Source organism: Delftia sp. GW456-R20, from assembly GCF_001622915.1.
In the GTDB taxonomy this organism is placed as follows: Bacteria; Pseudomonadota; Gammaproteobacteria; order Burkholderiales; family Burkholderiaceae_C; genus Comamonas; species Comamonas acidovorans.
Genome location: NZ_LWCN01000003.1, coordinates 947,850 through 973,368, shown reverse-complemented (window position 1 = coordinate 973,368; position 25,519 = coordinate 947,850). Strand labels below are relative to the sequence as shown.

Sequence of the window (25,519 nt, the reverse complement as noted above, 5' to 3'; positions counted from 1 at the left end):
CGCTTTTCACAAGCCTCCTCACCCAACAGGCCGCCACGTGACCTTGCATCTGACACAGTTGGAGGGTGGAAACGCTCTCAGCTCGTTCCGCGCCCAGCAGCTCCTGACCGAACTGGTCTCCATCCATCCCAAAATCACCGGCATTGCCGCGCGCTTCGTGCACCTGGTGGCCACGGACGCCGCACCCACGCCCGCATTGCAAGAGCGCCTCCAGGCGCTCTTGACCTATGGAGACCCCTATGAAGGACCGGCCGACGGTGCCGCCCTGGTGGTCACGCCGCGCCTGGGAACGATCTCCCCCTGGGCCTCCAAGGCCACGGACATTGCCCGCAACTGCGGCCTGGGCGTGTTCCGCGTGGAGCGCATCACCGAATACCGCATCGCCTTCAAGACCGGCCTGCTGAGCAATGTGCTGGGCAGCGCGCCTGAGCTTTCGGCTGAGCAGACTGCACGGATCGCCGCCTTGCTGCACGACCGCATGACCGAGTCGGTCTTCGCCACGCGCGCCGAGGCCGAGCAACTGTTCTCCGCCCTGGACGCCGCTCCCATGGAGTTCGTCGATGTGCTGGGCGGCGGCCGTGCCGCGCTGGAGACTGCCAACCGCCAATGGGGCCTGGCCCTGGCCGACGACGAGATCGACTACCTGGTCGATGCCTTCAAGGGCCTCCAGCGCAATCCCACTGATGTGGAACTGATGATGTTCGCGCAGGCCAACAGCGAGCACTGCCGCCACAAGATCTTCAACGCCCAGTTCACCATCGACGGCGAGGCCCAGGACAAGAGCCTGTTCGGCATGATCCGCAACACGCACCAGGTCTCGCCCCAGCACACGGTGGTGGCCTACTCGGACAACGCCTCCATCATGGAAGGCCATGAGGTCGAGCGCTTCGTCGCCACCTTCGAGGCGGCCCTGGACAAGATCAAGGCGCCCAGCTACCAGAAGAAGCAGGCCGTCAACCACGTGCTGATGAAGGTGGAGACGCACAACCACCCCACGGCCATCTCCCCCTTCCCCGGCGCATCGACCGGCGCGGGCGGCGAGATCCGCGACGAGGGCGCCACGGGCCGCGGCTCCAAGCCCAAGGCCGGCCTGTCGGGCTTCACGGTCTCCAAGCTGTGGGGCAGCGAAGTGGGCAAGCCCGAGCACATCGCCAGCCCGCTGCAGATCATGATCGAGGGCCCGCTCGGTGGCGCGGCCTTCAACAACGAATTCGGCCGTCCCAACCTGACCGGCTATTTCCGCGAGTACGAGCAGCAGGTCGGCGTCGGTGCCGATGCCGTGATGCGCGGCTACCACAAGCCCATCATGATCGCGGGCGGCCTGGGCGTGATCGACTCCGAACTGACTCAGAAGATCGAGTTCCCCGCCGGCACCTTGCTGATCCAACTGGGCGGCCCCGGCATGCGCATCGGCATGGGCGGCGGCGCTGCCAGCTCCATGGCCAGCGGCACGAACGCGGCCGAGCTGGACTTCGACTCCGTGCAGCGCGGCAATCCCGAGATCGAGCGCCGCGCCCAGGAGGTCATCAACCACTGCTGGGCCCAGGGCGACAAGAACCCCATCCTGGCCATCCACGACGTGGGTGCCGGCGGCCTGTCCAATGCCTTCCCCGAGCTGACCAACGATGCGGGCCGCGGCGCGCGCTTTGACCTGCGCGCCGTCAACCTGGAGGAATCCGGCCTGGCGCCCAAGGAAATCTGGTCCAACGAAAGCCAGGAACGCTATGTGATGGCCATCGCTCCCGAATCGCTGGCCGAGTTCACGGCCTTCTGCGAGCGCGAGCGCTGCCCGTTCGCCGTGATCGGCACGGCCACGGAAGAACGCCAGCTGGTGCTGGAGGACACGGCGGTGGCCTCGGGCGACCAGAAGTTCCCCGTGGACATGCCCATGAACGTGCTGCTGGGCAAGCCGCCCAAGATGCACCGCGACGTGGCCACCGTGCAGCGCGAGCTGCCGCCCATGGACCTGACCGGCGTGCCCCTGGAAAAGGCCGTGATCGACGTGCTGGCCCACCCCACCGTGGCCTCCAAGCGCTTCCTGATCACCATTGGCGACCGCGCCGTGGGCGGTCTCACGCACCGCGACCAGATGGTCGGCCCCTGGCAGGTGCCCGTGGCCGACGTGGCCGTGACCCTGGCCGACTACCGTGGCTTCAAGGGTGAGGCCATGGCCATGGGCGAGCGCACGCCGCTGGCCTCCATCAACGCCCCGGCGTCGGGACGCATGGCCGTGGCCGAGGCCATCACCAACATGCTGGCCGCGCCCATCGAGCTGTCCAAGGTCAAGATGTCGGCCAACTGGATGGCCGCCTGCGGCGAGCCCGGCGAAGACGCGGCGCTCTACGCCACCGTCAAGGCCGTGGGCATGGAGCTGTGCCCGCAGCTGGACATCTCTATCCCCGTGGGCAAGGACAGCCTGTCCATGCGCACCCAGTGGAACGAGGGCGGCCAGGTCAAGAAGGTGACCTCGCCCGTCAGCCTGATCATCACGGGCTTCGCCTCCATCGACGATGTGCGCGGCACGCTCACGCCCCAGCTGGACGCCTCGGAAGACGACAGCACCCTGGTCCTGGTGGACCTGGGCCGCGGCAAGATGCGCATGGGCGGCTCCATCCTGGGCCAGGTGCTGGGCCAGTCCGGCAATGAAACGCCTGACCTCGATGACGCCAAGGACCTGATTGCCCTGGTCGATGCCGTCAATGACCTGCGCGCCAAGGGCCAGATCCTGGCCTACCACGACAAGGGCGACGGCGGCCTGCTGGCCACCGTGGCCGAGATGGCCTTTGCCGGCCATGTGGGCGTGGCCATCAACGTGGACATGCTGGTCACCGAAGGCGACGGCATCAGCGACAGCCGCATGGACTCGGGCGAAGGCAAGAACTGGGCCTCCCAGATCAGCGGCCGCCGCGACGACATGACGCTGCGCGCACTGTTCAACGAAGAGCTGGGCGCCGTGCTGCAGATCCGCACTGCCGACCGCGCCGCCGTGCTGCAGACCCTGCGCGAGCATGGCCTGTCCACCTGCAGCCACATCATCGGCAAGACGCGCCCCGTCTCGTCCAAGGTCGATGCGGGCAAGGGCGAACTGCAGGTCTGGCGCGATGCCAAGTCCGTCTTCGGCGCCTCGCTCAGCGACCTGCACCAGGTCTGGGATGCCGTCAGCTGGAAGATTGCCCAGCAGCGCGACAACCCGGCCTGCGCCGACAGCGAGCACGCCGCAGCCGGCGAGCCTGCGGACCCGGGCATGCACCTGCACCTGACGTTCGACCCGGCCGAGAACCCCGCCGCACCCTTCCTGAACCTGGGCGCGCGCCCCCGCGTGGCCGTGCTGCGCGAGCAGGGCGTGAACTCCCATGTGGAAATGGCCTACGCCTTCACCGAAGCCGGCTTCGACGCGGTGGACGTGCACATGACCGACCTGCAAAGCGGCCGCGCGCAGCTGCAGGACTTCGCCGGCGTGGTGGCCTGCGGCGGCTTCAGCTACGGCGACACGCTGGGCGCCGGCATCGGCTGGGCGCGCTCCATCACCTTCAACGACAGCCTGTCCGCGCAGTTCCAGCAGTTCTTTGGCCGCAGCGACACCTTCGGCCTGGGCGTGTGCAACGGCTGCCAGATGTTTGCCGAGCTGGCCGACATCATTCCCGGTGCGCAGGACTGGCCGCGTTTCACGCAGAACCAGAGCAACCGCTTCGAGGCGCGCCTGTCCATGGTGGAAGTGCTGGAGTCGCGCAGCCTGTTCCTGCAGGGCATGGCCGGCAGCCGCCTGCCCATCGCCGTGGCCCACGGCGAAGGCTTTGCCAACTTCCGCTTCCGCGGCAATGCGGACAAGGCCATCGCCTCCATGCGCTATGTGGACAACCACGGCAAGGCCACCGAGCAGTACCCGTTCAATCCCAATGGATCGGCCGGCGGCCTGACGGCAGTGACCACGGCCGATGGCCGCTTCACGGCCATGATGCCCCACCCCGAGCGCGTGTTCCGCAACGTGCAGATGAGCTGGACCAACGGCGACAAGTCGGAATTCAGCCCCTGGATGCGCGTGTGGCGCAACGCCCGCAAGTGGCTGGGTTGATGCACTGAGCGACGCTGCAAAGCAGACAAAGGCCCTTCGGGGCCTTTGTCTTTTGCGTCTGTCCTTACTGCTCCAGCATCTGCCCTGTGCGCGCGCGGGCCTGCTGGACCAGGGTGGAGATCAGCACCGTCTCGGGCAGGTTGTGCCAGTAGCGGCGCGGCATCTCGCGCAGCATGGCCTGCTCCTTCAGGCGCGCCGGGTTGAAGGTGCTGGCGTAATAGGTCAGCCACAGGGCCTCGCCCGCGTCGGCTGGCGGGGCATCGCTGCGGCGCGCGCCGGGCGCCAGGCGCAGCGCATGGCCGTCCCAGTGCGCGCTGCATTGCGGTGTGAGGATGGCCCAGTGCATGTTGGCAAAGCGCTTGCAGAAGAAGGGCGCTGCCGCGCGCACGATGTGGTGCTCGGGCTCGAACCAGGCAATGTGCAGATCGGGCTGGTCCGGTCGCTGCGTGGTCCGAAAGCGCACAAAGGCGTGCATCTTGTGGATCTCGCGCGAGACGGGGCGGGCCAGGGCCTCGATGGCGCGCCAGTCCGCATCCAGCGCATCCAGCCGCAGTTCGGGCCGGGCCTGCATGCGCGCCAGCCATCGGTGGCATAGCTCGAAGCGGCCCGCCGCGCGGTGCATGCAGGCATGGCGCAGCGCGGACATCTGGGTGTCCGACAGGGACAGCCCTGCCTCGCCGGGGCCGGCCAGCCCGGCGAGTGCCGAGGCGGGCATGGCCTGCTCCGGCGCGCTGGAAAACAGATCCACCCCCGCGCCAAGTTGCTGCGCACCCCGCGTGTCGGGCCACCGCCAGCGCACCACAGCGGGGTCGGCGCCATGGGCCAGCAGCGCCCTGCAGGCTGCGCGAAAGCCGGGCCAGTCGTCGGGACTGTCGAGTTCGATGGTGAGAGCCTGTGCTTGCATGGCGTGCTCCAGGCGCTAGAACAGGCTGGCCTGCAGCGCGCTTTGCACGCGCATGCCGCTGTGCCGCGCCTGGGCCTGGCTGGCCTGCGACTGCGCGATCAGCCGGGTGCGCAGCGCGGCCGAGTCGGTCTCGCCCAGCAGGGGCCGGTGGCCGTCGATCAGCACGAAGGGCAGGGCCTTTTGCACGGGGGCGCGCAGCCGCAGCAGATCGTCCAGCCGCAGCCTGCGCACGCGGCGCGCCGCCAGCAGGCGGTCCACCGTCTGCGTGCCCAGGCCCGGCACGCGCAGCAGCAGGCTGCGCGGCGCACGGTTGAGGTCCACGGGGAACTGCTGTCGGTTGGCCAGTGCCCAGGCCAGCTTGGGGTCGATCTCCAGGTCCAGCATGCCGTGGCGGCTGGCCGCCGCGATCTCGCCCGCCCCGTAGCCGTAGAAGCGCATCAGCCAGTCGGCCTGGTAGAGCCGGTGCTCGCGCATGAGGGGCGGCGCCTGCGGCGGCAGATCGCGCGAGGCATCGGGAATGGGGCTGAAGGCCGAGTAGTACACGCGGCGCAGGCCGTAGCCTGCATACAGCGTGTGGCTGGATTCGAGGATGTCGGCATCGGTTGCGCGGTCGGCGCCCACGATCATCTGCGTGCTCTGCCCGCCCGGCGCAAAGCGCGGCACGGCGGCGCGCTGCGCGGGCGCGCCGGGCAGGGACTGCGCCAGGCGCTGCTCGCGCGTGGCCGCGCGCCAGGCCTGCACATGCCGGTCCACGCCCTGCATGGCCTGGCGTATGCGCTGCCCATCCTTTTCAGGCGCGAACTGCGCCAGGCCGCTGGCCGTGGGCAGTTCCACATTGATGCTCAGGCGGTCGGCATGGCGGCCTGCCTGGGCCAGCAATTCGGGGGCGGCATCCGGGATGGTCTTGAGGTGGATGTAGCCGCGAAAGTCATGCTCCTCGCGCAGGCGGCGCGCCACTTCCACCAGTTGCTCCATGGTGTAGTCGCTGGAACGGATGATGCCGCTGGACAGGAACAGCCCCTCGATGCAGTTGCGCCGGTAGAAGTCCAGCGTCAGCTGCACCACCTCGGCCACCGTGAAGCGGGCGCGCTGCACGTTGGAGCTCTTGCGGTTGATGCAGTAGCGGCAGTCGAAGATGCAGACATTGGTCAGCAGGATCTTGAGCAGCGAGATGCAGCGCCCGTCGGGCGCATAGCTGTGGCAGATGCCCATGCCGGTGACCGAGCCCATGCCCTTGCCGTCCAGCGAGTCGCGTCCCTGCGACCCGCTGGAGGCGCAGCTGGCGTCGTACTTGGCGGCGTCGGCGAGGATGAAAAGTTTGCGTTGCAGCTCCATGGCTGTATAAATATACAGTATATTTGCCTGGCACGTCCGGTTTCCTGAGAGCCCATCCCCCAGCCAGGGTCTGGTCCGGCCTTGCCTGGCTGCGGGTGGAACGCACTGTCGCGCTATCGCAATGGGCAGCGGATTGCAATGGTTGCCAGTGCAATGGAATGAAACCGTTTTCAGTGCGGAATGAGTGCTTGCTTTCAATGGGTGGCGATGTGCATCGCAGGAAATGGTGAATGCGTGTTTCCTGCGTCTTTTGCAATGCCTGAAGGTTGGCATGGCTTGGTGTCATCAATGCACGCGCTGATATAGCGCAGCTGGCTGCACGCCATGGGGGGTTCCCATTCATGGGAGAGAGGTTGGGTGTTGTTGTGAATTGTTTCAAATTGCCGATAACTATTGCTGATAGGCTTTCGGGTTTGCCGGGCGGTGCCGTTTCATTCAATGCGCCCGGCGATGACAAACACTTGGAGAGGGAGCTTCGGTGTCGCGTGTATTAGGAACAGAGAGCGAAGTGCTGGCGCTGTCGCCGGACGCCTCATCCAGCAAGGCCGCCAAGGGCCTGCAATCGCCCGCCAAATGGCCCGCCATGGGCGCCAATGATGTGGCGGTCTGGGGTGAATGCCAGGGCAGCGGCAGCAAGCCCTACCAGACCCAGGTGGACCTGTCGGGGCCTTCCTTCAAATGCTCTTGCCCCAGCCGCAAATTCCCCTGCAAGCACGGGCTGGCGCTGATGCTGATGCGTGCCGGCGGGCAAGTCCCCGAAGGCGTTGATCCGCCCGCCTGGGTGCAGACCTGGCTGGACAGCCGCCAGGAAAAGGCCGAGAAGAAAGAGGCCAAGGCTGCCGCCGCAGCGGCCGAGCCGCCACCCGATCCCGAGGTCGCGGCCAAACAGCAGGCCAGGCGCGAGGACAAGCGCTGGGACAAGGTCGAAGCCGGCCTGCAGGAACTGTCGCTGTGGATGCAGGACATGGTGCGTGCGGGCCTGGCCAACCAGGCTGGAGACTCCCAGATGCGCCAGCGCTGGAACACCATGGCCGCGCGCATGGTCGATGCGCAGGCCACCGGCATGGCGGCGCGCATCAAGGACTGCCGGGATCTGGTGGACAGCCACCGAGACTGGCCGCGCGACATGCTGGTGCAGCTGGGTCACTGGCAGTTGATCATCGACGCCGTGCGCCGCCGCGAATCGCTCAGCCCCGAGGTCAAGGCCGACGTGATGGCCGCGTTGGGCTGGCCCATGGACAAGGCCGAGGTGCAGGCCAGGGGCCAGCTGGTCGAGGACGAATGGCTGGTGGCCGGCCTGCGCATGATCGAGCGCGAAGGCCGGCTCATGGAGCGGCGCGTCTGGCTGCAGGGCCAGCGCACGGGGCGCATGGCCCTGGTGCTGGACTATGCGCAGGGCGGGCGCGGCTTTGAATCGGCCTGGGTGCCTGGCCATCGCTACGGCTGCGCGCTGAATTTCTATCCGGGCCACGCGCCGCTGCGCGCCATTGCGGCCAATGGCAACGGGCCTGCGCTGCCTGCCGATGGCGCCAGTCCGCTGGCCACATCGGCCGGGGGCGACGTCCTGCAACTGCTGGGCCAGCGCATTGCTGCCAACCCGCTGCAGGCCACGCAGCCGCTGTGCCAGGACCGGCTGCGGCTGGTGCCCGCCCAGGGCCAGTGGTTTGCGGCCTGGCCCCAGGCGCTGGATGCATCGCCGGTCGCCCCTGGCACGGCGGCGCCAGTGCAGCCCGTTCCCGTGGCGATTGACGATGCCGAGGCCTGGCGCCTGCTGGCGCTCAGCGGCGGTGCGCCCATGCAGCTGTTTGGCGAATGGGAGCCCGGCCCGGCCGTGGGCCGCTGGCGGCTGCTGAGTGCCTGGCAGGCCCGCGAGGGCGAAACCGCCCAGCAATGTATCTGGCAGAACCAGGGTGATCCGGTATGAGCAACGCACAACTTTGGGCTGCGCTGCAGCAATCGGCCATGGTCGGCTCGGACCGGCTGGCCGTGCCGCCTGCGCTGGCTTCAGGCGTGGACCCGTCCGCAAGCGGGTCGCAGCAGGCCGTGCAGGCCGCGCTGCAGCCCCGCGCTGACGTGGCCGGTGACTCGCCTGCCCAGCAACTGCTGCGGGCCAGCGCCGTGGCGGCCGTGTTCGAGCGGGCCGGCTGGCAGCCTGGCGCGCAGGTGCGCCTGACGGCACCGCTGGCCGTGCCGGCCGCAGCGCCTGCGGAGTCGCGCACCGCGCCTGCCGATGCGCGCCTGCACACCCTGATGGGCGACGTGCTCAAGGACGGCCCGTTCGAGCTGCAGGCCTCCATGCTGCGCACCCTGGACCAGGCCGGCCAGCGCCTGCCCCATGACCTGCTGGTGCCTGCGCTGGAGCAGGGCCGCCAGTCCGTGGAGCTGCGCCAGTGGCTGGCCCCCGTGCTGGGCGAGCGCGGGCGCTGGCTGGGCGCGCTCAACCCGCAATGGGGCTATGCCAGCGGCGTGGAGGAAACCGCCGACCCCGAACTGGTCTGGCAGGAGGGCTCGGTGGAGCAGCGCGTGGCCCTGCTGCGCAGCGAGCGCGCAACCGATGCCGCCAAGGCCCGCACGCGGCTGGAAGGCAGCCTGAAGGAGCTGGGCGCCAAGGAGCGCCTGCCCCTGGTCCAGGCCCTGGCCGTCGGGCTGGGCATGGACGATGAGCCGCTGCTCGAAAAACTGCTGTCCGACCGCAGCAAGGAGATCCGCGAGAACGCCGCGCAAATGCTCTCGTGCCTGCCGGACAGCGCGCACAGCCAGCGCGTCATGGGCTGGATGCAGTCCATGCTGCAGCAGGACGACAAGGGCCAGTGGATCGTGGAGCCTCCCGAAGAAGGCCTCAAGGAATGGGAGCGCGACGGCATCACGCTCAAGCCCGACGCCTACCACCGTGGCGGCAAGAAGGCCTGGCTGCTGGAGCAGATGGTGCAGCTCACGCCCGTGTCCTTCTGGACCCGCGCCCTGGGCCTGACGCCCCTGGAAGTGATGGAGTGGAGCCGGCGCAGCGACTGGAAATCCTCGCTGCGCCAGGGCTGGGTGCAGGCCCTGCAGTACCAGCTGGACGTGGAATGGATCGATGCCGCCCAGACCATGGGCCGCGACATGCGCCACGACGCCCTCCTGCCCGCCCTCATGGCCCGGCTGTCCCGCGAGGAACGCGAGTCCCGCTGGATTGCCCAGTTCGAGCGCGACAGGCACAAGCTCATCGACGCCATCGAAGGCATGTCCCAGTCGCTGGGCGGCGCCGAACTGCTCTCGCCCGCGTTGTCTGCGCGGCTGACCGAGGCACTGCACGTGGCCGTGGGCGGCAAGCAGATCACGGGCAACTGGCACAGCTACCGCGCCGACCAGGCCCTGCTGTCCTGTGCGCGCATGCTGGACGTGACCGCGCTGGAGCGCTTTGCCGAACTGTGGCGCAAGCCCTCGGTGCTGGATGCGCAGCCCGAGCCTGAGCCCGAGCCGCAAACCGAACCTGCTGCTGCTGCGGCAGCAGTCACGGCCGCCGCTGCCGCCACAGCCGCTGCAGTTGCCGCACCGGCAAGCATTCCCCTCACGCCCCAGCAGCAGGCGCGCCTCGAACGCAGCCGCGTGCGGCCCTGGGACGAGGAGCGCATGCGCGGCCATCTGGAGCGCATCGTCGATCTGCGACTGGGCCTGCACCAGGCCTTTGTTGCCCTGCGCGGCCCGGCGTGAGCCGCGCCCGTCCTGCCGCATACCCCGAACCGAACCGAATCCAACCCTTACCCCTTCCCGGAAGCACACCATGAGCCAAGTCCTGCGCCAGCATGCCGAACAGCAATTCGCCGAAGAACTCGAAGCCCTGCGCAAGGTGGACGACCGTCCGCGTCCGCCCAACTGGAAGCTCTCGCCCTGGGCCGTGCTCCAGTACCTGATGGGCGGCAAGCTCGGCAACGGCTTCGAGGTCAGCCCCAAGTACATCGGCAATCCGCGCCTGATGGAAATCGCCGTCTCCACCCTGGCCACCGACCGCGCCCTGCTGCTGTACGGCGTGCCGGGCACGGCCAAGTCCTGGGTGTCCGAGCACCTGTCGGCCGCCGTCAGCGGCGACTCCACCATGCTGGTGCAGGGCACGGCCGGCACCAGCGAGGAGCAGCTGCGCTACGGCTGGAACTATGCCCAGCTGCTGGCCCACGGCCCGTCCGAGAAGGCGCTGATTCCCAGCCCCCTGGTCAATGCCATGAAGCTGGGCAAGATCGCCCGCATCGAAGAGCTGACCCGCATCCCGGCCGATGTGCAGGACACGCTGATCACCGTGCTGTCCGAAAAGACCCTGCCCGTGCCCGAGCTGGGCAGCGAAGTGCAGGCCGTGCAGGGCTTCTCGGTCATCGCCACGGCCAACAACCGCGACAAGGGCGTGAACGAGCTGTCCAGCGCGCTCAAGCGCCGCTTCAACACCGTCATCCTGCCCGTGCCGGCCTCGCAGGACGAAGAGGTGCAGATCGTCACCAAGCGCGTGGCCGAGCAGGGCCGCGCCCTGGCCCTGCCCGCCGAGCCGCCGGCCCTGCAGGAAGTGCGCCGCGTGGTGCAGATCTTCCGCGAGCTGCGCAACGGCCAGACCGAAGACGGCAAGACCGTGCGCGTCAAGTCGCCCAGCAGCACGCTGTCCACGGCCGAGGCCATCTCGGTCATCAACAGCGGCATGGCGCTGGCCGGGCATTTCGGCGACGGCGTGCTGCGCGCGGGCGATGTGGCCTCGGGCCTGCTGGGCGCCGTGATCAAGGACCCGGTGCAGGACAGCGTGGTCTGGAAGGAATACCTGGAGACCGTGGTCAAGGAGCGCAGCGACTGGAAGGACCTGTACCGCGCCTGCCGCGAGCAGCTCTGAAGCCCCCAGTCCCGCACCGCTGACCGACCGCACCCTCTGCGCATCCCCTGTATGGCCACCTCTGCCAATCCGCTTCATTTCTTCGGCATCCGCCACCATGGCCCGGGCTGCGCGCGCAGCCTGCTGCAGGCCCTGGAGCAGCTGCAGCCCGACTGCCTGCTGGTGGAGGGGCCGCCCGAGGGCGAGTCCCTGCTGCCCATGCTGCAGCATGCCGACCTGCAGCCGCCCGTGGCCATGCTGGTCTATGTGCAGGACAGTCCGGCCCATGCCGCCTTCTATCCCTATGCCGAGTTCTCGCCCGAATGGCAGGCCCTGCAATGGGCGGCGCGCCAGGGCGTGGCCACGCGTTTCATCGACCTGCCCCAGACCCACCGCATGGCGCTGGACATGGCCGAGCAGGAGCGGCGCCGGGCCGAGGCGGCGGCAGCAGATGCAGCTGATGCAGGCGCGGATGCGGCCGATGAAGGCCAGGATGCAGATGCCGGCTCCGGCTCCGGCTCCGATTCCGTCGCCGTTGCGGCAGACGGCAGCCAGCTCCAGAGCAATGCCGCCGAGGCCCTGGACCGCGACGACACCACGCAGTCCGTGCCGGCTGCCGACCTGGCCGTCGATCCCTCGGCACCGTCCCCGCAGGACTGGCACGATCCGCTGGACCTGCTGGCCGAGGCCGCTGGCTACCCCGACGGCGAAAGCTGGTGGAACCGCATGGTCGAGGAACGCGGCGACGGCGCCACCCTGTTCGAGGGCATTGCCGAAGCCATGACCGTGGTGCGCGCCGAGCTGCCCAACGAAGTGCGCGGAGAACGCCACGCCCAGCGCGAGGCGTTGCGCGAAGCCTGGATGCGCCAGTGCATGCGCGAGGCCGTCAAGGCCGGCCACCAGCGCATTGCCGTGGTCTGCGGCGCATGGCATGTGCCTGCCCTGCAGGCCCAGGTCACCGCCAAGGCCGATGCCGCCACGCTCAAGGGCCTGCCCAAGGCCAAGGTCCAGGCCACCTGGGCGCCCTGGACCTACCGCAACCTGTGCTCGTCCAGCGGCTATGGCGCGGGCGTGGATTCGCCGGGCTGGTATGAACATCTGTGGCGCTGCTCCGAGCCTGTGCCCGAGTCCTTGTCTCAGTCCGCACCTGCTGCCGACCCGGCACGCGCCAGCACCCAGCGCACCGTCGGCTGGCTGGCGCGCGTGGCCCATCTGCTGCGCTCCAAGGACCTGGACTGCTCCAGCGCCCACATCATCGAGGCCACGCGCCTGGCCGAAAGCCTTGCGGCCCTGCGCGGCCATGCCAGCCCCGGCCTGCCCGAGCTGGACGAGGCCATCATCACCGTCATCAGCATGGGCGAGCGCACGCCGCTGCGCCTGATCGAGCGCGAACTCAGCGTGGGCGACCGCATCGGCGGCGTGCCCGCCGACGTGCCCCAGGTGCCGCTGCAGCGCGACATCGAGCAGCAGCAAAAAAGCCTGCGCCTCAAGCCCGAGGCGGCCGCCAAGGTCCTGGCCCTGGACCTGCGCAAGGACACGGACCGCGAACGCAGCCACTTCCTGCACCGCCTGCGCCTGCTGGGCATAGAGTGGGGCAGCGTCACCACCGACCAGCAGCGCAACCGCGGCACCTTCCGCGAAAGCTGGCAGCTGCAGTGGGAGCCCGAGCTGGCCGTGCGCATCATCGAGGCCAGCCGCTACGGCGGCACCCTGGTGCAGGCCGCCGCCGCCAAGGTGCGCCAGGCGCTGACGCCCGAGACCCCGCTGCCCGAGCTGGCCAAGACCATCGACGACGCCCTGCTGGCCGACCTGCCGCACCTGGTCGATGCCCTCATGCACGACCTGGCCGACCGCTCGGCCAGCACCGGCGATGTTTCCCAGCTCATGCAGGCGCTGCCGCCGCTGGCCAATGTGCTGCGCTACGGCAGCGTGCGCCAGACCGATACCCAGGCCCTGGCCACGGTGATCGACAGCATGGCGCTGCGTGCCGCCATTGGCCTGCCCCTGGCCTGCATGGCGCTGGATGAAGACGCTGCAAGACACATGCAGGCCACGGTGCTGCAGGCCCACGAGGCCCTGCGCCTGCGCGATGCCGAAGAGCCGCGCGAAGCCTGGTTCGGCGCCCTGCGCAGCATTGCCATGGGCGACGCGGGCGCCGCCTTGCTGCGCGGCGCGGCCTGCCGCCTGCTGCTCGATGCCCACCGCCTGGACAGCGAGGCCGTGGCCACGCAACTGGGCCGCAATCTCTCGCTGGGCGTGCCGCCGCTGGACGCTGCCGCCTGGCTGGACGGCTTTCTCAACCGCCAGGCCCTGGTGCTGCTGCACGACGACGCCATCTGGGGTGCCGTCGATGCCTGGCTGGCGCAGCTGGGCGAGACCCAGTTCACCCAGATCCTGCCCCTGGTGCGCCGCAGCTTCTCGGCCTTCTCCAACCATGACCGCCAGAGCCTGGGCGAAAAGGCCCGGCGCGGCCAGGGCAGTGCGGCCGTGGCGGCTGCATCCGCAGGTGCCGCGGGTGCCGCAGGTGCGGCAGGCGATGGGAACGACGGCGCCTGGAACGAGGCGCGTGCCGTGCTCGCCATTCCCGTACTCGATCAACTGCTGGGCCTGAACCTGCCCGCGCAACCGCTGACCCGCCTGCAGGAGGCCCAGCCATGAACACCGCTGCCACCGTGAACGACGCATCCCTTGCCGGCGCCGACCCGCAGGAGACCGCCCTCCAGCCCACCACCCGCCTGCAACGCTGGCGTCTGGTGCTGGGCCAGCCGTCCGAGGCCAGCTGCGGCGGGCTGGGCCCCAAGGGCAGCTCCATCGACGAGATGGACAAGGCCCTGGCCGCGCTCTACGAAGAGGACAACAAGGACGGCGGCCTTTCGCGCCGCGGCGGGCGGGGCAACTCCTCGCCCAGCGTGGCGCGCTGGCTGGGCGACATCCGCAAGTACTTTCCCAGCCAGGTCGTGCAGGTGATGCAGCGCGACGCCATGGAGCGCCTGAACCTGCGCGAACTCATGCTCCAGCCCGAAATGCTGGAGCATGTGCAGCCCGACGTGCACATGGTGGCCGACCTCATCTCCCTGGGCTCCGTCATCCCGCAGAACACCAAGGAGACCGCGCGCATCGTCGTGCGCAAGGTGGTGGACGACCTCATGCGCCGCCTGGAGGAGCCCATGCGCAGCGCCGTCTCGGGCGCGCTGGACCGCAGCCAGCGCAACCGCCGTCCGCGCCACTCCGAGATCGACTGGAACCGCACCATCCGCGCCAACCTGCGCCACTGGCAGCCCGACTACCGCACCATCGTGCCCGAGACCCTGGTCGGCTACGGCCGCAAGGTCCGCCGCCCGCAGCGCGAAGTCATCCTGTGCATAGACCAGAGCGGCTCCATGGCCAACTCCGTCGTCTACTCCAGCATCTTCGGTGCCGTCATGGCCAGCCTGCCGGCCGTCAGTACCAAGCTGGTGGTCTTCGACACGGCGGTGGTGGACCTGACCGACAAGCTCTCCGACCCCGTGGACGTGCTCTTTGGCGTGCAGCTGGGCGGCGGCACCGACATCAACCGTGCCGTGGGCTACTGCCAGGGCCTGATCAGCGAGCCGCGCAACGCCATCGTCGTGCTCATCTCCGACCTTTACGAAGGCGGTGTGGAAAGCGGCCTGCTGCGCCGCGCCTCCGAACTGGTGGAGTCGGGCGTGCAGTTCATCACCCTGCTGGCGCTCAGCGACGAAGGCGCCCCCGCCTACGACGCGCAACTGGCCGCCAAGCTGGCCGCGCTGGGCGTGCCCTCGTTCGCCTGCACGCCGGACGCCTTCCCGCAGCTCATGGCCGCCGCCATCCGCCGCGACGACGTGGCGGCCTGGGCGGCAGGGCAGGGCTTCAAGACCAGCAAGTGACGGACGGCCGGTCGGCCCCGTGACCGGGCTGGCCGCCGGGCATCTCCTACATGGGCAGGACATGCCCAGGCCCCATGATGGCGCCCAGGCAAAAAGAAGTTCCCCGAACAATTCACTGGAGTAATGCGATGGCTGGTGCTGGTTTGCTGATGCTGCTGGACGATATTGCAGCGATCCTGGACGACGTGGCCCTCATGACCAAGGTGGCGGCACGCAAGAGCGTGGCCATGGCCGACGATGTGTCCGTCATGACCAAGGTGGCTGCACAGAAGACGGCCGGCGTGCTGGGCGATGACCTGGCCCTGAACGCCCAGCAGGTCACGGGCGTGCGGGCCGAGCGCGAGATTCCCGTGGTCTGGGCCGTGGCCAAGGGCTCGCTGATCAACAAGGCCATCCTCGTGCCGGCGGCGCTGCTGATCAGCGCCTTCATTCCCTGGGCTGTCACGCCGCTGCTCATGGTCGGCGGTGCCTTTCTGTGCTTTGAGGGTTGCGAGAAGCTGGCCCACAAATTCCTGCATTCGCCCGAGGAAGATGCCGTGGAGCGCGAGCGCCTGACCCAGGCCAATGCCGATGCGGGCGTCGATCTCGTCGCCATGGAAAAGGACAAGATCAAGGGCGCCGTGCGCACCGACTTCATCCTCTCGGCCGAGATCATCGCCATCACGCTGGGCACCGTGGCCTCGGCGCCGTTCGGGCAGCAGGTCGCCGTGCTGGCGGGCATTGCCCTCATCATGACCGTGGGCGTCTATGGCCTGGTGGCCGGCATCGTCAAGCTCGATGACCTGGGACTGTGGCTGGGCCAGCGTGCCAGCGCCGCGGCCCGCGCGCTGGGCCGGGGCATCGTCGCCGCCGCGCCCTGGCTGATGAAGGGGCTGTCCGTTGCGGGCACGGCCGCCATGTTCCTGGTGGGTGGCGGCATTCTCGTGCACGGCGTGCCTGCGCTGCACCACGCCGTGGAGGGCCTGGGCGAGGCCGCGGCCCAGGGTGCGCTGGGCGGCCTGTGGCGCGTGCTGGCGGTGAATGTGCTCAACGCGGTGGCCGGCATCGTGGCCGGTGCCATCGTGCTGGCGGCTGTCGAAGGCATCAAGCGCCTGCGCCGCCGCTGAGTCGCGGCAAACATCGCCCGCCGGCCCTGGAGCCGGCAAGGCACGCCACGGGGGCCGTACGGCCCCCGTTTGCATGGAATTTTCGCTTCGGCGCATCGCATTTGACTGTGGGCGCAAGCACATGCATTCCCCCTGGAACTCCGCAAGGCCAGGCGTCCTCCTGTCCCTTGGCGGCGGCGCAATGCGTTTGCGCCTGCCGGCCGCCGAGGCTCCGGGAGCGGCCCATTGCCGCAGCGGAGCCGTTGTCGGGACCGGGCGGCTGAATTCGCATCCGCACCGGTCCCTGGGTGTTCATCAGGGGGACTCCATGATTTCCAACCTCACCAAGGCCAGCGTGCTGCGGTCCGTCATCGCCGGCTGCACGCTCGCGCAAGCGGGCAGGGCCGAGAAACTCAGCACCGAGCGCGCGCGCACGGCGCTCAACCGCATCTGCGAGCTGCTGCATCTGCCCAACGACCTGGCCGCCATCCACGCGGAGCCGCAGCTGTACCTCGAATCCCTGGCCCACTTCGAGAGCCTGCCCCAGTTCGAGCTGCGCACGCCGCTGGTGGCCAAGCTCAAGCAGGTGCTGGGCCTGCGCTCGTCCAGGCAGCTGACGCCGGCCGTGCTCGCGCAGGTCAGCGCGTCACAGCTCATCAACCAGGGCGTCTCCATCATCGCCCTGGCCGATCTGCAGGAGTGGCTGCTCAAGCATGACCTGTCGCTGATGCATGGCCCGCCCATCACGGACATCGACTTCAGGGAGGCCCGAAAAGCCATTGCCTTGCTCGACGCCTTCGACTTCGACACCGAATCGCTGGAATGGCAAATGAATCACCTGGCCCGCAAGCGCGGCCGGGCCAGGAGCCGGCCTGCCCCGCCTGCCTGCGCAGTGAAATCCCTGCCTGCCGTCAGCACCACAGGGGCTGCGCCCTAATATCGGGGCTTCCCAACAAGGCCCGATACACCATGAAGTTCTCCTTGCTTGCTGCCGCGGCTGTGGCATTGCAACTGCTGGCGCCGGCGCCAGCCCTGGCGGCCGACGACATCGTGTTCAAGGACAGCGCCGGCCGCGTGCTCAGGCGCAGCGACCTGGACAAGGCCGATGGCCGCTTCAGCTGGGAGCTGCCCTCCGCCACACCCGTCAGCCAGGCCGCGCGCGATGCCCATTCCTTGGGCCGCGCTGCAGGGCAGAACGGCGATTACCGCACCGCCCTGGCACATTTCGAGACCGCCTCGAAGCTGGCGCCCCGCTGGCCCTATCCCGTCTACGACGCTGCATTCACCTACCTGCTGCAAAAGGACTTTGACGCGGCCTATCGGCATTACCGGCGCGTGGATGCACTGGCGCCCAGGGGCTTCTTCACCGCCAAGACGGCCGTGCACAGCCTGCGCATGGAGCGTGACGGCAAGCTCCCCCAAGGCACCTACCTGCGCTACCTTGCCCTGGAGTGGGAAACCGACCGCGACAAGGCGCGCCAGGCCGCGCTGGCCATGACCCGCGAGACGCCCGGCTTCGCTCCCGCCTGGAAGACCGCCGCCCATCTGGAGGACGACCCCGCAAAACGTCTCGCCCTGCTGGACAGCGGCCTGAAGGCCGGCCCCGATGCCGAGACCCGCGGCTTTCTGCTTCTGAACAAGGCCATGGTGCTGCGCGAACGCAACCAGATCCCAGAGGCCATGGTGATGCTGGGAGAGCTTGCGTTAGACCCGCAGTCTCCGCTGGATGTCGAGGCCCTGGCGCGGCACACGCTGGCGCAGTGGGCGCGGCCTTGACGCTGGCACCTGCACATTCCGCCCTGCAGCCCGCTCAGCGCAGGGCGAGCTCCACGGCCTCTGCAGACAACCCGTAGGCCTCGACGAAGACCTCGATGCGGTCCTGCGTCTGCGCGTTCACAAACGTCTCCATACCCACGCTGTCCATCTCCCCTGACAGCATCTGGCCCGTATTCACGGGGCGGGTATCGAGCTGCTGCGCCAGCACGCAGCTGTCCTCTCCCTCCGGCTGCAGGCCGATGAGCCCCGTCTGGTTGTTGATGGCAATCACCCTGGCTTGTCTTTGCATGCTCCACCCTGTCGTCTGAACCCGTCGTTTCTGGAATGGCGAAAGGCGCCGCCTTGTGCAACGCCCCTGCCTGTCCTGGCGACTGTAGGCAAGGCTTGCGGACGGCGGTAGAGGCCCGGGGCTTGGTGGACTGCCAAGGGAAATTTACGAATGGCTTTCAGAGATGCTGGATTTTCTGTTGAATGTGGCGGATGTGCCGAGGCGGTTGCAAGGCGCTTTGACCCGGCGACCTGGAGTGGATGCACTCGACGCGGCATCTGCTGTGCGATGGCCATGCATGGCGAGGAATGCATGAAACCTTCCGAAGCGCTGGCTTTGAACCGTACCGGGATTCGCCATGTGGTCGAGTCCCACCGTGCGACCCTGATGGATGAGGCCGCCATCCAGGAGGAACTGCAGCGCCTGCTGGGCATGTCGGTCGATGGGCTGACGCCCAGTGCCTTGCCGGAGGCCTTCCGCAGCCAGGTGCTGGCCGAGGCGCTGCCGATGTGGGCAAGGCATTGCGCGCCAGCGTTCCTTCCTGATGAATCGGCAAGTGGACGGCATCTGCCGCAAACCTGCGATAGATACCTGACCCAAGCACCTTCATTGCGGGTATCGCGGGCAGCCTCCCCCTCTCAGCTCCCCAGTGCGCCTCGCACGGCAGCGCGCTCGCCCATGCGCTTGAAATGCGCCTGCACCTTGGGGAAGCCGGCGATGTCCACGCCGTCGCCTTCCAGCCAGCCGGCAATGGTGAACAGATAGGCATCGGCCACGGAATAGTCCGAGCCCAGCACCCAGGGGGCATCGCCCAGGTAATGGCGTTCGATCACGCCAAAGCATTCGGCCATGTTGGCTGCCACCTTGCGCTGCATGGAGGCAATGGCCGCTTCGTCATCGGCCCAGCGGCCTGCGCGGCGCCCGTGGGCGTGGGCCACGTGCACGGTGGAGGACAGGTAGCTGTGGAAATCTTGCATGTGGGCAAAGGCATACGCATCGTCGAGCGGGGCGAGCCGGGCCTCGGGGAAGCGGCGCGCAACGTAGGCGAGCAGGGCCGGCGTTTCGGTGAGCACGCCGCGCTCGGTCACCAGGGCGGGCACGCGGCCCTTGGGATTGATGGCCAGGTATTCGGGGCTGCGCTGCTCGCCCTTGGGGAAGTCGAGCTTGATGACTTCGTGCGGCGCATTGGCTTCGATCAGGGCGATGCGGGTGGCCAGGGCGCAGGTGCCGGGCGCGTAGTAGAGCTTGAGGGTGGTCATGAAAGAGACGGGCAGGAATGGGATACGTGCAGATTCTGCAGCCGGCGCCGATGGCCGGGCCGGCCCTCCAACTTAGTGCGTATCGCACGGCCGTGCAAGCGGCATCTGCGTCTTTGCTTATGCCTGCTCGGCATTCCAACGCACGGTGCGTGCGGGCAGGTCAATGTGGATGGTGTGGCGGCCGCCGTCATGCAGTAGCAGGTCCAGCTTCCCGTCCTGGCCATCCACGAACGTGATGCCTTCAATCATGGGTGCGTCGATCAGGTCGTTGCAGTCGAGCGCGATCCAGGCATCGGTCTGCAGATCCAGCAGGCGCAGATTGGGGAAGTCGGGGTCCTCGCCATATTCGACGCAGGCCACCATGGCCCAGGGTCTGGAGACGGCCACGGCCGTGAGGGTGCTATCCGGGCTCTGCGCGCAGGCGCGCGCCTGCAGGGCATCGAGCAGCGTGGGCGCGTCGTCCAGCATGTGTGCGTAGGGAGACTCGGGTGGCACGGTGCGCACCGGCTGGGTGGCAGCCTTGGCGCTTTTGGCGCGTTTGGCAGGCTCTGCCGTTTGGGTGCTGCGCCTGCGGCCCGCTGGCGGAAGGTGCTGGATTTTGCCGCCCGCAATGCCCAGAAAGACACCGCATTCGCTCACGCTCAGATGCCTGTAGTTGCGGCTGCTGCACGGGGTTTCCCAAAGCGGGGTGCCGGTGTCCGGGTCCACGGCGACAAGATAGGCCCGCTCCATGCCGTCCTCGTGCCTGTCCTGTATTCCATAGAGGACGCCGGCATGGCATTGCGGCGCGCTGACATGGGTAGGCGACAGGCACGGTCCGAAACGGTTGCTGCGAATGTCATAGCCATACATGCCCTGGCGTGCAAAGCAGAAATAGACCACGCCGTCACGATGCGCTGCCCGCTGGGCATGCACATGCCGGCGCTCATCGTCAGGTTGAACGGGAGGTGTGATGGCCAGGACTTCGCCGCTGCAAGGATGGATGCGAAGCCAGGGTGCATCGATGTCCACGTGGTCTCTGCTGCCGGGGCCGAACACGGCCCACGCGCCTGAAATGACGGGCGAGTACAGGTTGCGCGCACTGTCCACCCACAGCACATGCTCGGTGTGCCCGTCGGTTTCATGCCAGCGCCGCAGCTCCGAGCGCTCAGGGTGGACGATCCAGCCGTAGACCGCCCCCTCCAGCACAAACACACCCTGCAGGCCCAGCGCCAGCGTGCTGCCCTGCCAGTTGCGACGGTCCAGCAGCAGATAGCGGCCCTCGGGACTGCTCTCTTCCATCGCGACGAGCCAGCGATGCGCGTCCAGCTCCACGGGAACGGGCCAATGCCTGGCCTGCATGCCCGGCACGGCATGGAAGTCGAACAGGCATTCGCCGGTGCGGGCATCAAGCACCTGGTCGCAAAGCATCAGATGCCGCTCGTCCACGAACCACGACATGCCCTCGCTCTCACGCATGCGGTGGTCCCAGAGCACGTTGCCGGTGGCCACATCAACGGCGCGCAGAAAGGACGTTGTGCTGTCCCCCTTGTTGCAGTACTCGTAGTAGAGCCGGCCATCGACCACGCTCATGGCGGTGTCGATGATGAAGATGCTCTTGTCTCCAATGGCCTGGGATTTGCCGTAGTGCATGCGCGCCTTTCAAAGGCCTGATTGTCGCCAGCAGAGCGCGGTGTGGACTGGGCGAAATGTCAAGTCGATGGCGTCGTGCGCGCCTGAACCAATGCAGCTGCGGCGGCGCAACGCCATCCGATCCAGACGAGCAGGTCCGCGATGCGCTGTGCCGGATGGAAGCTGCACCGAGCGTGCTGCAGATGCATGCCGAGTGGGCTGTCTGCTGCTGTCCGCCAGGCGTTGTTCCAAGAGCGGGGCCTGCATTGCTCCCGCTTTGGCCGGCAGCAATGGCGGCACTCAGAACCGATAGGCCGCAGCCACACGCACCTCACGCCCGAAGCCCAGCGCGCAAAATTGCGCGCCGCCACGGAAGGTGTTGCATTGCGTGCGGTACTGCCTGTCGGTGAGGTTGCTGAGGTTGACCGAGAAGCGCCACGGGCCGGTGGTGTAGGCGGCCATGGCGTCCCACAGCGTGTAGGCGTCGTTCATGGGGGTCTTCACGCCGTCCATGGGCAGCTCGCCAGGCGTGGCGCTGATGTGGCGCAGGCCCAGGCCCAGCTCCAGGGCGCCGCGCTGGTACTTGCCCCACAGCGATGCGGCATGGCGCGGCGTGGCGCCGGGGCGCGCGCCGATCTCGATGGCGTTGTTGCTGCGCGTGACCTTGGAGTCGAGGTAGGTATAGGCCGCAATGGCCGAGAAGCCGCCGCCGATCTCGCCCTGGGCCTGCAGCTCCAGCCCCCGGTTGCGCACTTCGCCGGTCTGCACGTCGAAGCGAGGGTTGAGTGTGGATGGCGTGCGCACATTGCGCTTGCGCAGGTCGAACACGGCGGCGCTGAGCGTGTAGCCGGCCGATGGCGGCGCGTAGCGCAGGCCGGCCTCGAACTGGCGCGCAGTCTCGGGCTCGTAGGGCCTGCCGTTGGCGTCGGTGGCCGTGACCGTGGTCAGCGGCGGCTGGAAGGAGTTGTTGAAGGACACATAGGGAGCCAGGCCGCTGGGCGCCAGGTAGATCAGGCCCAGTCGCCCGGTGACGGCGCTGTCGGTGCGGCGCACGGTGGTGATGGCGAAGGGCGCGTTGGCTGCGGCGCGCGCGTCGTAGTCGGTGTCTATGCGTGCGCTGTCGCGGCGCAGGCCGGCGCTGAGCACCCAGCGCTCGCCGAACTTGATCTGGTCCTGCACGTACAGACCTGCCTGGTGCGTGCGGGCCAGCGCGCGGTCGCTGAGGTAGTTGTCATTCCAGTTCGGCGCGATGTGGATGGGGTTGACCAGGTCCAGCGGCGCCACGGCGCCGTTGAGCGAGTAGATGCGCCAGTCGAGCCTGGAGCGGTAGTAGTCGAAGCCCACGGCCCACTGGTGCGAGACGGCACCCGTCCGGTGGCGCCCTTCGATCTGCGTGTCCATGACCCAGGTCTGTTCGGCGTCGGGCCGCACCATGGCCAGGCGTGCCATGCCGCGCTGGTCGGCCGTCAGGCCCCGGTTGCGCATCTCGCGCCGGTCGTTGCGGCCGTCCAGGTAGCGCAGGTTGTTGCGCAGCGTGAGCTGGTCGTTCAGGCGGTGCTCCAGCAGCCAGCCCACGCTGGCATTGCGCTTGTGGTGGCCAGATCCCGGTCCGCTGACGTTGATGTCCGTGGCCGACCAACCCGCAGGCGTCTGGCGGTAGTAGGGGATGACGAAGCCGGTTTCGTCCTCCTGGTACTGCGCCAGCAGGGTGAGGCTGGTGCGCTCGCCCAGCAGCGTGAAGGAGGGGGCGATGTAGCTGCGATCGGCGCGCAGGCCATTCCACTGCGTGCCCGATTCGCGCTTGAGCACGGTCAGCCGGGCCAGTGCCGTGCCCTGTTCATTGATGGCGCCACCGATGTCGGCCGTGAGCTGGCGCCGGTCGTGGCTGCCGAATTCCACGCCCACTTCGCGCTGCATGCCGGCGCGCGGGCGCTTGGTGACGGCATTGATCAGGCCACCGGGCGCGGACTGGCCGTACAGCACCGAGGCCGGGCCGTGCACGACTTCCAGCCGCTCCAGCCCATATGGCTCCAGGTTGGTCATGAAGCCGTTGTGGACCATGCGCATGCCGTCGCGGTACAGGCCCGTGCCGGTCAGATAGAAACCGCGCACGGCCACGTCGTCATCGGTGACGCCGTAGTCCATGGGACGCACGCCCGCGCTGTAGCGCACGGCCTCGGCCACACTGGAGATGGCCTGGTCGCGGATCTGGGCCTCGCCGATGATGCTGACCTGCTGCGGCGTCTCCAGCAGCGGCACATCCATCTTCATGGCCGAGGCGCTGCGGCGCGGCGCGTAGCCGGGCACGGCGCCCCAGGCGCTTTCATGCTCGGCATCGGCCAGCACGTTCACGGTAGGCAGTGCATGCTCGGCCGCGGCCCCGGGCCGCGCACGGTGCACGGCCCAGCCGCCTTCGGCCGTGCGCGTGGCCTGCAGCTGGTGCGGGGCGAGCAGGGCAGCAAGCCCTTCTTGCACGCCGCGCGTGCCGCTCAGCGCCGCCGACTGTCGGCCCTGGACCAGGGCTGGATCGAACGAGAGGGTGATGCCTGCCTGGCGCGCAAGGCTGTGCAGGCTGGTCTCCAGATCACCGGCCGGCAGGTCGAACCGGATGGACCTGGCATCCGGGGCGGAGCTCGGGCTCTGGGCCAGAGCGGTCGCTGGCAGGCCCAGCGTGATCAACAGGCCCAGCGCCAAGGCCTGCGTGGCCAGGGCCGTGGGGCGTGTACAGGAAGGCGGATGGGCAGCGTGGCGGGTACTGGGCAGGCTGGGCATGGAGGCAGTCCTTGAGAAGCGGCAAAGGAAAAAGCGATGTCTTTGCTCCTATGCCGAACGGGCGGTGTGAAACCCGTAATGACTGCCTGAAAAAAATTCCGGATCAGGCTTTGACCAGGCGCATGGCGCTGTGGGCACCGCTGGCCGCACCTTGTCCGCGCTCCACACGCACAGGCAGCGTGCGGGCAATGGCGGCCAGCGCACGACCCGCCGGATCCGGCCCGTCCAGCTGGAATACGCCTGAAACATGCAGGGCAGCCACGTCGTCGGCGCATTCCATGGGAATGCCGGTCTGGCGTGACAGCTCGGTCATGAAGGCGTCCAGGCGCATGCGGCGGGCGACAAGCACGCCGTCGGTCCATGCGTCGGGCACCAGGCCTTCGTCGAGCAGGCGAACAGGGCGGTGCTGGCCGGCGTGCAGCACATGGGTTTCGCCGGAGGTGGCGACGATGGCGTCCAGGGGGCCTGGCGCAGTGCCGTCCAGCGCCCTGACATGGATGGCCACGCGGCCCTCGGTGACGTACAGGCGCGTGGCCGTGTCCGGGTGTTTTTCGTGGCGCACGCCGAAGCTGGTGCCCAGGGCCTCGAAGCGGGCCAGCGGCGTTTCCACCCAGAAGGAGCGTCGGCCCGCGAGGGAGCGCGGGTCGCTGCCGGTGTCGATGAAGATCTCGCCGCGTGCCAGGCGCACCACGCGGCGCAGCAAGGTGAAATCCACCTGCACCAGCGTGTCCGGTGCCAGGTGCAGGCGGCTGCCGTCGGCCAGCAGGGTGCTGCGGCGCTCACCGATGGCCGTGTCCAGCGCGATCTGCTCGCGCGGTGCAGCCCAACGCCATGCCATGGATCCCAGCAGCAGGGCAGCAGGGCCCAGGAACAGCAGCCGCTGCAGGCTTGCGCGCCGGCCTCGCGCCGGACCTGGACCAGCGGACCGCAGAACGCCGTGGGCCAGTCCCGCCTGGCCGGCGGGCAGGGCGAACTGGGCCTCCACCGCCTGGACCTGTTGCCAGGCCTGTTCGTGCGCGGCGTGGCTGCTGCGCCATGCCTGGCAGGCGGCGCGGTCGGCATCGGTGGCCGTGCCGGAGGCCAGCCGCACGGCCCAGGCAATGGCCTGTTCCAGCGTCTGGGGGGCCTGGTCTGTGCTCACGCCGTCAGTTCCTTGCGCAGGGCAAGGCAGTGGCGTATGGCGGTGGCCATGTATTTTTCGACGGAACTCAGGCACACGCCCAGCTGCAGGGCGATTTCCGGGTAGCTCAGGCCTTCCAGGCGAGAGAGCAGAAAGGCGCTGCGGGCCTTGGGCGGCAGGCCGGCCAGCAGGTTGTCCATGCGCACCAGGGATTCGATCAGCAGATGGCGCTCCTCGGCCGAGGGCGCCAGCGGCTCGGGCAGGCTGGCGATGGCGTCCAGGCAGGCGCGCTCCAGCGCGGCGCGGCGGGTGTGGTCCACGACCAGGCCGTGGGCGATGGTGGTGAGCCAGGCGCGCGGCTCGCGCACGCCATGCAGGGACTGGGGCTTGCCCAGCACGCGAACGAAGGTGTCCTGGGCCAGGTCGGCCGCATCGCAGGGATTGCCCAGCCTGCGCCTGAGCCAGCCCACCAGCCAGCCGTGGTGGTCGCTGTAGAGCAGGGCGATGTCGGGGTGCGAAGGCGCGGCGGCCATGGGGCGGGTTCCTGGGAATGCGGATTTGATAATGATTCGCATTCTATTTGAGCAATGGCTGCAGCCTGCCCG

Annotated in this window: 17 protein-coding genes; 9 read left to right on the top strand and 8 right to left on the bottom strand. The window is 68.5% G+C overall.

Annotation, left to right across the window (positions count from 1 at the left end; translation table 11 throughout):
- The first annotated feature begins 37 nt into the window (after window positions 1–37).
- Window positions 38–4,072: a phosphoribosylformylglycinamidine synthase gene (purL, locus tag A4F85_RS05575; RefSeq protein WP_063325902.1), complete on the top strand. Its 4,035-nt coding sequence runs from the start codon at window positions 38–40 to the stop codon at window positions 4,070–4,072.
- A gap of 64 nt (window positions 4,073–4,136) precedes the next feature.
- Here the strand turns inward: purL and A4F85_RS05570 are convergent, their stop codons facing one another.
- Both A4F85_RS05570 and A4F85_RS05565 read right to left on the bottom strand, forming a co-directional pair.
- Window positions 4,137–4,976, bottom strand: a complete 840-nt coding sequence (locus tag A4F85_RS05570; RefSeq protein ID WP_063325901.1) for a TIGR03915 family putative DNA repair protein — start codon at window positions 4,974–4,976, stop codon at window positions 4,137–4,139.
- 15 nt (window positions 4,977–4,991) lie between these two features.
- On the bottom strand, window positions 4,992–6,311 hold the full coding sequence (locus A4F85_RS05565; RefSeq protein ID WP_063325900.1) for a putative DNA modification/repair radical SAM protein: 1,320 nt from the start codon (window positions 6,309–6,311) through the stop codon (window positions 4,992–4,994).
- A gap of 478 nt (window positions 6,312–6,789) precedes the next feature.
- Between A4F85_RS05565 and A4F85_RS05560 the strand changes: the two genes are divergently transcribed.
- The 8 genes from A4F85_RS05560 (at window position 6,790) to A4F85_RS05525 (ending at window position 17,884) form a co-directional block, all read left to right on the top strand.
- Window positions 6,790–8,235 (top strand): SWIM zinc finger family protein, encoded by a 1,446-nt coding sequence (locus A4F85_RS05560; protein WP_063325899.1) that lies wholly within the window; start codon window positions 6,790–6,792, stop codon window positions 8,233–8,235.
- Window positions 8,232–10,004: a DUF5691 domain-containing protein gene (locus tag A4F85_RS05555; RefSeq protein WP_063325898.1), complete on the top strand. Its 1,773-nt coding sequence runs from the start codon at window positions 8,232–8,234 to the stop codon at window positions 10,002–10,004. Before A4F85_RS05560 ends, A4F85_RS05555 begins: the two co-directional genes overlap by 4 nt.
- Window positions 10,005–10,074: 70 nt before the next feature.
- Entirely contained in the window at window positions 10,075–11,157 is a 1,083-nt protein-coding gene (locus tag A4F85_RS05550) for an AAA family ATPase (protein WP_012206645.1), read from the top strand.
- 51 nt (window positions 11,158–11,208) lie between these two features.
- Window positions 11,209–13,794, top strand: coding sequence for a DUF5682 family protein (locus A4F85_RS05545; protein ID WP_063325897.1), 2,586 nt, complete (start codon window positions 11,209–11,211; stop codon window positions 13,792–13,794).
- Window positions 13,791–15,023 carry a VWA domain-containing protein gene (locus A4F85_RS05540; RefSeq protein ID WP_063325896.1) on the top strand — a complete coding sequence of 411 codons (1,233 nt, stop codon included), beginning with the start codon at window positions 13,791–13,793 and terminating at the stop codon, window positions 15,021–15,023. Before A4F85_RS05545 ends, A4F85_RS05540 begins: the two co-directional genes overlap by 4 nt.
- Before the next feature lie 128 nt (window positions 15,024–15,151).
- Window positions 15,152–16,129 (top strand): DUF808 domain-containing protein, encoded by a 978-nt coding sequence (locus A4F85_RS05535; protein ID WP_063325895.1) that lies wholly within the window; start codon window positions 15,152–15,154, stop codon window positions 16,127–16,129.
- Between the two features lie 307 nt (window positions 16,130–16,436).
- Window positions 16,437–17,045, top strand: coding sequence for a hypothetical protein (locus tag A4F85_RS05530; RefSeq protein WP_063325894.1), 609 nt, complete (start codon window positions 16,437–16,439; stop codon window positions 17,043–17,045).
- Between the two features lie 32 nt (window positions 17,046–17,077).
- Entirely contained in the window at window positions 17,078–17,884 is an 807-nt protein-coding gene (locus A4F85_RS05525; RefSeq protein ID WP_063325893.1) for a tetratricopeptide repeat protein, read from the top strand.
- A 34-nt stretch (window positions 17,885–17,918) separates the two neighbouring features.
- On the opposite strand, the gene A4F85_RS05520 is transcribed toward A4F85_RS05525, so the two are convergent.
- From A4F85_RS05520 to A4F85_RS05495, 6 genes are all read right to left on the bottom strand, one after another.
- Window positions 17,919–18,173: a hypothetical protein gene (locus tag A4F85_RS05520; protein ID WP_012206639.1), complete on the bottom strand. Its 255-nt coding sequence runs from the start codon at window positions 18,171–18,173 to the stop codon at window positions 17,919–17,921.
- A gap of 617 nt (window positions 18,174–18,790) precedes the next feature.
- Window positions 18,791–19,411 carry a glutathione S-transferase family protein gene (locus tag A4F85_RS05515; RefSeq protein ID WP_034396003.1) on the bottom strand — a complete coding sequence of 207 codons (621 nt, stop codon included), beginning with the start codon at window positions 19,409–19,411 and terminating at the stop codon, window positions 18,791–18,793.
- A gap of 117 nt (window positions 19,412–19,528) precedes the next feature.
- A complete protein-coding gene (locus A4F85_RS05510) occupies window positions 19,529–21,043 on the bottom strand; it encodes a hypothetical protein (RefSeq protein ID WP_063325892.1) in 1,515 nt (504 codons plus the stop codon).
- A 279-nt stretch (window positions 21,044–21,322) separates the two neighbouring features.
- The gene (locus A4F85_RS05505; RefSeq protein WP_063325891.1) at window positions 21,323–23,794 is read right to left on the bottom strand and encodes a TonB-dependent siderophore receptor; all 2,472 of its coding nucleotides are present in this window, start codon (window positions 23,792–23,794) and stop codon (window positions 21,323–21,325) included.
- Between the two features lie 103 nt (window positions 23,795–23,897).
- Window positions 23,898–24,935, bottom strand: a complete 1,038-nt coding sequence (locus tag A4F85_RS05500) for a FecR family protein (RefSeq protein WP_063325890.1) — start codon at window positions 24,933–24,935, stop codon at window positions 23,898–23,900.
- Complete coding sequence (locus A4F85_RS05495; RefSeq protein ID WP_013801529.1) at window positions 24,932–25,447, bottom strand: sigma-70 family RNA polymerase sigma factor; 516 nt, start codon at window positions 25,445–25,447, stop codon at window positions 24,932–24,934. The genes A4F85_RS05500 and A4F85_RS05495 overlap by 4 nt, the downstream gene beginning before the upstream one ends.
- Window positions 25,448–25,519 lie beyond the last annotated feature (72 nt).

Excerpts from the sequence above, each read along its gene's own strand:
- A4F85_RS05540 (WP_063325896.1), top strand. The coding sequence starts at position 13,791 with ATGAACACCGCTGCCACCGTGAACGACGCATCCCTTGCCGGCGCCGAC.
- A4F85_RS05525 (WP_063325893.1), top strand. The coding sequence starts at position 17,078 with ATGAAGTTCTCCTTGCTTGCTGCCGCGGCTGTGGCATTGCAACTGCTG.
- A4F85_RS05530 (WP_063325894.1), top strand. The coding sequence starts at position 16,437 with ATGATTTCCAACCTCACCAAGGCCAGCGTGCTGCGGTCCGTCATCGCC.
- A4F85_RS05545 (WP_063325897.1), top strand. The coding sequence starts at position 11,209 with ATGGCCACCTCTGCCAATCCGCTTCATTTCTTCGGCATCCGCCACCAT.
- A4F85_RS05565 (WP_063325900.1), bottom strand. The coding sequence starts at position 6,311 with ATGGAGCTGCAACGCAAACTTTTCATCCTCGCCGACGCCGCCAAGTAC.
- A4F85_RS05520 (WP_012206639.1), bottom strand. The coding sequence starts at position 18,173 with ATGCAAAGACAAGCCAGGGTGATTGCCATCAACAACCAGACGGGGCTC.
- A4F85_RS05535 (WP_063325895.1), top strand. The coding sequence starts at position 15,152 with ATGGCTGGTGCTGGTTTGCTGATGCTGCTGGACGATATTGCAGCGATC.
- A4F85_RS05495 (WP_013801529.1), bottom strand. The coding sequence starts at position 25,447 with ATGGCCGCCGCGCCTTCGCACCCCGACATCGCCCTGCTCTACAGCGAC.
- A4F85_RS05550 (WP_012206645.1), top strand. The coding sequence starts at position 10,075 with ATGAGCCAAGTCCTGCGCCAGCATGCCGAACAGCAATTCGCCGAAGAA.
- A4F85_RS05515 (WP_034396003.1), bottom strand. The coding sequence starts at position 19,411 with ATGACCACCCTCAAGCTCTACTACGCGCCCGGCACCTGCGCCCTGGCC.
- A4F85_RS05505 (WP_063325891.1), bottom strand. The coding sequence starts at position 23,794 with ATGCCCAGCCTGCCCAGTACCCGCCACGCTGCCCATCCGCCTTCCTGT.
- A4F85_RS05555 (WP_063325898.1), top strand. The coding sequence starts at position 8,232 with ATGAGCAACGCACAACTTTGGGCTGCGCTGCAGCAATCGGCCATGGTC.
- A4F85_RS05570 (WP_063325901.1), bottom strand. The coding sequence starts at position 4,976 with ATGCAAGCACAGGCTCTCACCATCGAACTCGACAGTCCCGACGACTGG.
- A4F85_RS05510 (WP_063325892.1), bottom strand. The coding sequence starts at position 21,043 with ATGCACTACGGCAAATCCCAGGCCATTGGAGACAAGAGCATCTTCATC.